The organism is Streptomyces sp. CBMA123 (genome assembly GCF_014596465.1).
GTDB lineage: Bacteria > Actinomycetota > Actinomycetes > Streptomycetales > Streptomycetaceae > Kitasatospora.
The window spans coordinates 1-5,908 of the sequence record NZ_MECK01000304.1 but is presented as its reverse complement, the minus strand read 5'-3'; the positions used below and the strand labels follow the sequence as shown (position 1 = coordinate 5,908).

Genomic DNA, 5,908 nt, shown 5'->3' with positions numbered 1-5,908 from the left:
CAACGCCGCCACCATGTACGACGCGGCGCTGTGCGCGCTGCTGATCTTCGTGGTGACCAGCCGGGTGATCAGCCCGCAGTACCTGGTCTGGCTGGTCGGCGTCGCCGCGGTCTGCCTGACCGTGCGCCGCCCCCGCCCGGCGCCGGGGGCGCTGCCGCTCCCGCCGGCCCGCCCGCCCCCGCCCGACTGCCGGGCGGGGGCCGGCGGCTTTCCGGCCACGCCGCCGCCGGGGGCTACTCGGCCTTGAGGTGCGCCAGCGTGGTGATCAGCCGCTCGGCGATGTCCGGCGGCCACGAAAAGGCGACCGTCACCGCCCGCTGGTGCGCCAGCCCGTGCAGGCCCAGCCACAGCGCGACGGTGTCCGCGAACGGATCGTCGCTGGTGGCCAGGCCGGCGGCGACGCACCCGGTCAGGGCCTCGGCGAGCAGCTGCAGGGACGCCTGGCCGAGGCTGCTCATCTCCTCCGCCGTCACGGCGGTGTCCTGGAGCGCGGGCACCCAGACCCCGCCGAACATGGTGCGATAGCGCTCCGGGTGGTTCTCGGAGAACCCCAGGTAGGCGTGGCAGAGGGCGAGCAGCCGCTGTCGGGGGTCCTCGCCGGCGGCGTCCTGGGCGGCCCGTAGTTCTGCCTCCAGTTCGTCGAAGGCCTGCCGCACCACGGCCAGCATGATGGCCGGCTGGTCGGGGAAGTGGCGGTAGATCGACGGGGCGGCGATCCCGACCCGGCGGGCGACGGACCGCAGGGTGACGGCGGTCTCGGTGCCGGTCTCGTCGAGTAGTTCGACCGCGGCGGCCACGATGTCGTCCCGCAGGCGGGCGCCTTCCCCACGGCGGTTGCGGGGGCGGCTGGGGGGTGCGCTCGATTCGTTTCCCATGGCGTGAGCTTACAGGTGAGAACTTACGTGGCGAAGCCCTTGCCCGCCGTGAGGTTACGGGTGTAACTTTACGGCCGTAGCAAGCGAGTCAGCCGAAGGCCACGAGTCAGCCGAAGCGGAGAACAAGCCATGAACGACACCCTCCTCACCCGTGCCACCGAGGTCGTCCTGCCGGGCACCGTCGACCCGGACGGCCTCCAGGTGCGCACCCGGGACCTCCCGCCGCCCACCGCGGGCAAGGTCCTGCTGCGGATGGACGCGACCGGCGTCTCCTTCGCCGAGCAGCAGATGCGCCGCGGCAAGTACTACGACCAGCCGCCCTACCCCTTCGTGCCCGGGTACGACGTGGTCGGCACGGTCGTCGCGACCGGCCCGGACGTCGACCCCGCGCTGGTCGGGCAGCGGTTCGCCGCCGTCACCAAGACCGGCGCCTGGGCCAGCCTCCAACTGCTCGACGCCGCCGACCTGGTGCCCGTGCCGGACGGCGTGACGGCCGCCGACGCGGAGACCGTCGTGGTCAACGGGGTGACGGCCTGGCAGATGCTGCACCGGACCGCGAAGGTGGCCCAGGGCGCCACGATCGTGGTGCTCGGCGCCAACGGCGGCGTCGGGTCGACGCTGGTGCAACTGGCCCGGCACGCCGGGATCACGGTGATCGGCACGGCGTCCGCCCGGCACCACGACACCGTCCGCCGGCTGGGCGCGACCCCGGTCGACTACCGCGACCCCGACGTCTACCGGCGCATCCGGGAGCTCGCACCGGACGGCGTGGACGCGGTGTTCGACCACGTCGGCGGCGCCGGACTGGAGGAGTCCTGGCGGCTGCTGCGCCGCGGCGGGGTCCTGGTGTCCTACGGCACCGCCGCCACCAAGGACGAGGAGGGCGACTCGCGGCTCCCGGTGCTCAAGCTGTTCGCCCGGCTGGCGCTGTGGAACGGCCTCCCCAACGGCCGGTCCGCCCACTTCTACAACTTCTGGGCGGGCAGCCGCCGCCCGGCCGCCTTCCGGGCCCGGCTGCGCGAGGACCTCACCCGGGTGCTGGCGCTGCTGGCCGACGGCGCGCTCACCGCCGAGATCGCCGCGCGGTTCCCGCTGGACGAGGCCGCGGCCGCGCTCGCGCTGGCCGAGTCGCGCACCGTCGCGGGCAAGGTCGTCATCGTCCGGTAGCCGCGCCGAGTGCGGAGGACCGCTCGGGAGGCCTCAGACCTCAGACCTCAGACCTCAGGCCGCGTCGGCGGAGGCCTCCGCGATCCGGGCCTCGATGTCCTGGAGGATCGGCCGGTAGGTCTCCTCGTACCGGCGCATCCTGGTCAGGCACTCGTCGAACAGCCGCCGGGAGCGGGCCTTGCGGTTGGGCATCAGGTCGTAGCGGCGCAGCCGCACCGAGTGCATGTCGACCATGAAGCCGGCCCGGCAGCGCACTCCGTGGGCGTGGCGCACGTCCTCCTCGGCCTCCTGCAGCAGGCTCCGGTAGGCGTCGTGGCCGACCTTCCAGCGGGCGGCCTCCTCCGGGGTGCCGGGCACCTCGACGCCGCGCGCCATCGGGTCGACGACGTCGTAGAGGGTGAACTCCAGCCCCTCGGGCACCTGGACCCAGGGCATGACGCGCCACGGCCAGGGAATCAAGGTGAAGGTGTGCTGCTGTACGCGGATCACGCGGTTCCCCCCGGTGGCTGTGCGCGTCGGTCGGCGCCCGGCGTCCGGGGCCTCGCCCCAGCGTAGAGGAAGCCAACGGGGCCGATGGTGGGCGACGTTGATCATGCGGCGTCAAGTGGCCTGTACAGCTCAGGGTTTCCTGGCCGGCGACCTCGCCTACGGCGACGGGCCGTCCCGGCGGGCGCGCGCTCGGTGACGCTGAAGTTCCGGATGTACGACGCGGGCAACAACTGGTACTGGGCGGTGGACCACGTCCGGCTGGACGGTCGCCCGATCACCGGCTGAGCCTGCTCCTGCTGCTCCTGCTGCTCCTGCTGCTCCTGCTGCTCCTGCTGTTCCCGCCGCACCCGTGGCACCGGTCGTCATCGCGACCCGCGCGGCGGCCGTGGCCCGGGTCGCCTTGCGGGCCGTCTCCGGGGGCGGGCCGCGGGTCAGCCGGTGGGGGCGCCGACCTGGTCGCGTTCGAGCGCGGAGCGCAGGGTGGCCAGGGTCCGTGCGGCCGCCGACAGGGCGGTGGCGTCGAGGGTGCCCGCGAGCAGCTCGGCCAGGCCGTCCGTGAAGGTCCGCTCGGCCGCCTCGACGAGCCGCGTGCCGTCGTCGGTCAGGACCAGCAGCGAGGACCGGCGGTCCGCGGGGTTCGGCCGACGGGCGGCCCAGCCCTGCTTCTCCAGGCGGTCGACGCCCTTGCTGGTCGCGCCGACGCCGATGGCGAACTCGGCGGCGAGGTCCGCCACCCGGCTGCCGGGGTGGCGGCGAAGGTAGTCCAGGAACTCGTACTGCGAGGTGACGATGCCGTGCCGCTCGCGGAGCCGGTCGTTGAGGGCGTTGTACAGGCGGGTCTCGCACCGGACCAGGTCGGCGAAGAGCGCCGGGAGGCCGGATGCGGGGCGGTCGCCGGGTGATGTATCTTCCACGGCATATAGTGTACGGGAAGCTACTTGGGATGGGGAGTGGGCTCATGAGCAGGGAGCAGCGCAGCCGGATCGACGCGATGCTGCGGCAGTCGGGACCGGCGGGGCAGCCGGAGGAGGCGGGGCCTGTGCGGCCGCCGTCGGTGGAGGAGATCCGGGCCGGGTTCCGGGAGCTGATGGCCGGGATGATCGTGCCCCACGGCGCCATCCGCACGGCGCCGACGGTCCTCGGCGACCGGCCCGCCCTGCGCGTCGTGCCGAAGGACGAACCGACGGCAGGAGCGACGGACGAACCGAAGGTCGGAGCGACGGACGGAGCGGAAGCGGGGACGATCCTCTACTTCCACGGTGGCGGCTGGGTCTTCGGCTCGCCCGAGACCGCCCTCTCGCTGACCGGGAACCTCGTGGCCAGGACCGGCCTCGGCGCGTACTCGCTGGACTACCGGCTCGCCCCCGAACACCCCTTCCCGGCCGCGATCGAGGACTGCCTGAGCGCCTACCGCGCCCTCCTCGACCAGGGAGCGGACCCCTCGGCCATCGCCTTCGCGGGGGACTCCGCCGGCGGCGGACTCGCCGTCACCACCTGCCTCGCCGCCCGGGACGCGGGCCTCCCGCAGCCCGCCGCCGTGCTGGCCTTCTCCCCGGGCCTCGACGCCACCCGGACCGGCGCGAGCATGCGCACCAAGGAGGGCGTCGACCCGATCTTCACCCGGGCCGCCCTCGACCACACCGGAGCCATGTACCTCGCCGGGGCCGACCCCCGGCAGCCGCTGCTCAGTCCGGCCGTGCACGCCGACCTCACCGGCCTGCCCCCGATGCTGATCCAGGTCGGCGCCAACGAACTGCTGCTGGACGACTCCACCCGCCTGGCCGCGCGGGCGGGCGCGGCGGGCGTGGACGTCATCCTGGACATCACCGCCGACGCGCCGCACGTGTTCCAGTGCTTCGCCGGCGTCCTCGACGAGGCGGACGAGGCGCTCGACCGCGCCGCGCTCTTCCTGCGTCAGCGGATCCGCGCCGGGCGGACGCGGGCCGCGTAGCTGCCCACCCGCAGGTCCCGTCGGGGGTGGGTCGGCCCGTGATCAGGCCCCGGCGCCCGCCTGACGGAGCAGACGGAGCAGGTAGGCGCCGGAGGCGGCGGCGAGCAGGGCCATGCAGGCGGCGAACACCAGGCCCGCTCGGGCGAGGCCGAGCGGCCCGGTGAGCACGCCGACGCCGATCACCGGGATCGAGATGCCGAAGTAGCCGACCACGAAGAGCGCCGACAGGGCCCCGCCACGGTGCTCCGCCGGACTCGCGGCGGCGACCTCGCCCACCGCGCCGCGCAGGCCCATGCCCTGCCCGGCGCCGCCCACCAGCGCGGCGAGCACCAGGAGCGCCAGGACGGTCCAGGCCAGCGAGCCCGCCAGCAGGGCCAACCCGGCGATCAGCACCAGGCAGCCCAGCGGGATGGCCCGCGCGGTGCCCAGCCGGGGGACCAGCAACTGGCCCAGGGTGGACGCCAGGAAGGCCGAGGAGACGACCAGGCCGACCACCGCCCGGTTGTGCACGCCCAGGCCCTCGGCGAGGAAGGCCGGGCTGACCGAGGTGAACAGGCCCAGCAGGGAGAACCCGGCGAAGGCCGCGATCCCGGCCGGCACGAACACCCGCCGGACCTCCGGCGGCAGACTGGGCCGGACCGGCCGGGCGGTGCGCAGCGGACGGGCGCCGGCGACGGTCTCCGGCAGCCGCAGGAGGGCGCAGACGGCCGCGGCGAGCAGCACCAGGTGCACGACGAACGGCAGCACCAGCGGGTGCGGCGCGTACTGGGAGAGCAGGCCGGCCAGCAGCGGCCCGAACCCCAGGCCGCCCATGTTGGCGGCGGTCGCGACGAAGCCCGCCCGCCCCCGGTGCCGTGGCGGCGCCAGTTCCAGCACGTACGCCGTGGCGGTGCCGGTGAACAACCCCGCCGACAGGCCGGACAACAGCCGGCCCAGGCACAACAGGAGCACGCTGTCCGCCGTCAGGAACACGACGGCGCTGCAAGCCGAGCTGAGCAGCCCGCACAGCAGTACGGGCCGGCGCCCGACCGAGTCGGACACATTGCCGACCAGCAGCAGGACACCGATGACCCCGAAGGCGTACACGGCGAACACCACCGTCACCGTCAACTCGGAGAAGCCGATCCGCTCCTGGTACAGCCCGTACAGCGGGGTCGGCAGGGTGGTCCCGGTCATGCAGACGGCGAAGGCGAAGGCGGCCAGCAGGTAGTCCGCCCGGGCGACAGGTGGTCGGACGGTCCGATGATCGGTCACCAGCCCACGATAGGCGCGCCACTCGAACCGGCCCACGGCTCACCGGAGCGCGCTGGGCCGACCGGCCGTACGCCTCCCGACCTGCCCGTACGCCCCCGGAGCGGGCCGTACACCGCCCGGCCGGGCCGGCCGCCCGTGCCGCCCGTGCCGCCCGCCCGTGCCGCCCGCGCGG

Annotated in this window: 6 protein-coding genes and 1 pseudogene; 3 read left to right on the top strand and 4 right to left on the bottom strand. The window is 74.4% G+C overall.

Translation table 11 applies throughout. The annotated features are described in order from the left end of the window. A pseudogene (locus BG452_RS28280) lies at positions 1-247 on the top strand (hypothetical protein); the annotation flags it as partial. On the opposite strand, the gene BG452_RS28275 reads toward BG452_RS28280, so the two are convergent. Further along, positions 234-875 (bottom strand): TetR/AcrR family transcriptional regulator, encoded by a 642-nt coding sequence (locus BG452_RS28275; RefSeq protein WP_188307188.1) that lies wholly within the window; start codon positions 873-875, stop codon positions 234-236. The pseudogene BG452_RS28280 and the gene BG452_RS28275 overlap by 14 nt on opposite strands. Before the next feature lie 129 nt (positions 876-1,004). Between BG452_RS28275 and BG452_RS28270 the strand changes: the two genes are divergently transcribed. Further along, positions 1,005-2,042 (top strand): medium chain dehydrogenase/reductase family protein, encoded by a 1,038-nt coding sequence (locus BG452_RS28270; protein WP_188307187.1) that lies wholly within the window; start codon positions 1,005-1,007, stop codon positions 2,040-2,042. A gap of 54 nt (positions 2,043-2,096) precedes the next feature. Here BG452_RS28270 and BG452_RS28265 read toward each other — a convergent pair whose 3' ends face one another. Together BG452_RS28265 and BG452_RS28260 are read right to left on the bottom strand one after the other, a co-directional pair. Next, positions 2,097-2,531, bottom strand: a complete 435-nt coding sequence (locus BG452_RS28265) for a hypothetical protein (protein WP_188307186.1) — start codon at positions 2,529-2,531, stop codon at positions 2,097-2,099. A 431-nt stretch (positions 2,532-2,962) separates the two neighbouring features. Continuing rightward, positions 2,963-3,445 carry a MarR family winged helix-turn-helix transcriptional regulator gene (locus tag BG452_RS28260; protein ID WP_188307185.1) on the bottom strand — a complete coding sequence of 161 codons (483 nt, stop codon included), beginning with the start codon at positions 3,443-3,445 and terminating at the stop codon, positions 2,963-2,965. Between the two features lie 44 nt (positions 3,446-3,489). Here BG452_RS28260 and BG452_RS28255 point away from each other — a divergent pair, with 44 nt between their 5' ends. Continuing rightward, positions 3,490-4,482 (top strand): alpha/beta hydrolase, encoded by a 993-nt coding sequence (locus BG452_RS28255; protein WP_188307184.1) that lies wholly within the window; start codon positions 3,490-3,492, stop codon positions 4,480-4,482. A gap of 42 nt (positions 4,483-4,524) precedes the next feature. Here BG452_RS28255 and BG452_RS28250 read toward each other — a convergent pair whose 3' ends face one another. Continuing rightward, complete coding sequence (locus BG452_RS28250; protein ID WP_411293036.1) at positions 4,525-5,739, bottom strand: MFS transporter; 1,215 nt, start codon at positions 5,737-5,739, stop codon at positions 4,525-4,527. Positions 5,740-5,908 lie beyond the last annotated feature (169 nt).